Origin of the sequence: Spirulina sp. CCY15215, assembly GCF_016888125.1 — a bacterium.
Classification (GTDB): domain Bacteria; phylum Cyanobacteriota; class Cyanobacteriia; order Cyanobacteriales; family Spirulinaceae; genus CCY15215.
Genome location: NZ_JACSWA010000233.1, coordinates 1 through 1469, shown reverse-complemented (window position 1 = coordinate 1469; position 1469 = coordinate 1). Strand labels below are relative to the sequence as shown.

At 50.0% G+C, this 1469-nt stretch carries 1 protein-coding gene; it reads left to right on the top strand.

All coding sequences use genetic code 11. From position 1 onward, the window contains the following. The coding region (locus tag JUI58_RS01585; protein WP_204101991.1) for a DUF4347 domain-containing protein at positions 1–1469 on the top strand (1469 nt) is incomplete at both ends.

Sequence of the window (1469 nt, the reverse complement as noted above, 5' to 3'; positions counted from 1 at the left end):
TGCCGGACAGTTGGCAACTTGGGCAAAATCCCTGGATGAAGGGGCAGATATCTTGCTCTACAGTTGTTTTACGGCATTAGGAGAAGCGGGACAAGCCTTAATTGGGGATTTAGCGCATTTAACGGGGGCAGATGTAGCAGCTTCAACCAATGCGACGGGAAGTGCCAACTATGGCGGTGATTGGGTCTTAGAAAGCAGCACGGGAAGTATAGAAGTGGGGAATCCTTTTGAGGCAGAGACGCTTTCAGGATGGGATGGGAAATTAGCAACTCTGACGGTAACGAACCTGAATAATACAGGGGCGGGGTCGTTGCGACAACTGATTCAAATGGGTGCAACAGCAGGAGACATGATTACGTTTGGGGTGAGTGGGACGATTACCCTGGCGGGGACAGGATCGGGGACAGATGGAGAGATAGTATGGGGAGCAACGAAGAATAATTTAACCCTGGATGGAGGGAGCAAAATTGTCGTCGATGGGGGAGGAAATTCGCGGGTATTCGATATTATGGCGGCGAATGCGACGATTCAGAATATAACCATTCAGAATGGGAGTTTCGCAGGAAATGGCGGCGGGATTCATAGCACTGGAGCCGTGACGCTGAATAATTCCACGGTTTCGGGCAATTCTGCTGCTACTGCTGGCGGCGGGATTCGTAGCGCTGGAGCCGTAACACTGAATAATTCCACGGTTTCGGGCAATTCTGCTGCTACTGCTGGTGGTGGCGGTGTGGATGCTGCGAACAACATCACCGTAACAAACAGTACAGTGAGTGGCAATAGTGCTGCTGGTGGTGGTGGTTTAAATGCGAACAACATCACCTTAACAAACAGTACGGTGAGTGGTAATAGTGCTGGTTATAGTGCTGGTGGTTTAAATGCGATCGACACCATCACATTAATAAACAGTACGGTGAGTGGTAATAGTGCTGGTCAGACTCGCGGTGGTTTGTTTGCGAACAACAGCATCACCTTAACAAACAGTACTGTTAGTGGTAATAGTGCTGTTTTTCAGAATGGTGGTTTAGGTACGAACGGCAACATCACATTAATAAACAGTACGGTGAGTGGTAATAGTGCTGGTTCTTCCGGTCGTGGTGGTTTGTTTGCGAACAACAGCATCACCTTAACAAACAGTATCGTTGCCAATAACACCTCCAGCGGCACCGCACCGGATTTATTCGCAAATTTAGGAACAATAATTGCCACTAACAGCCTGATTGGAAACTCCACCGGAACCGGAGCAAACATTACCGGCAGCAACAACCTCATCAACGTTGACCCTCTGTTGCTGCCTCTGGGGAACTACGGCGGACCCACCCAAACCCACGCCCTGGCTCTCACCAGTCCCGCCATCAATGCCGGTAGTAACGCCTTAGCCGCAGGTTTAACCACCGACCAACGAGGCGCACCTGGTGCGCGTATTGCTAATGGTACGGTAGATATGGGAGCCTTTGAATTCCAAGGTT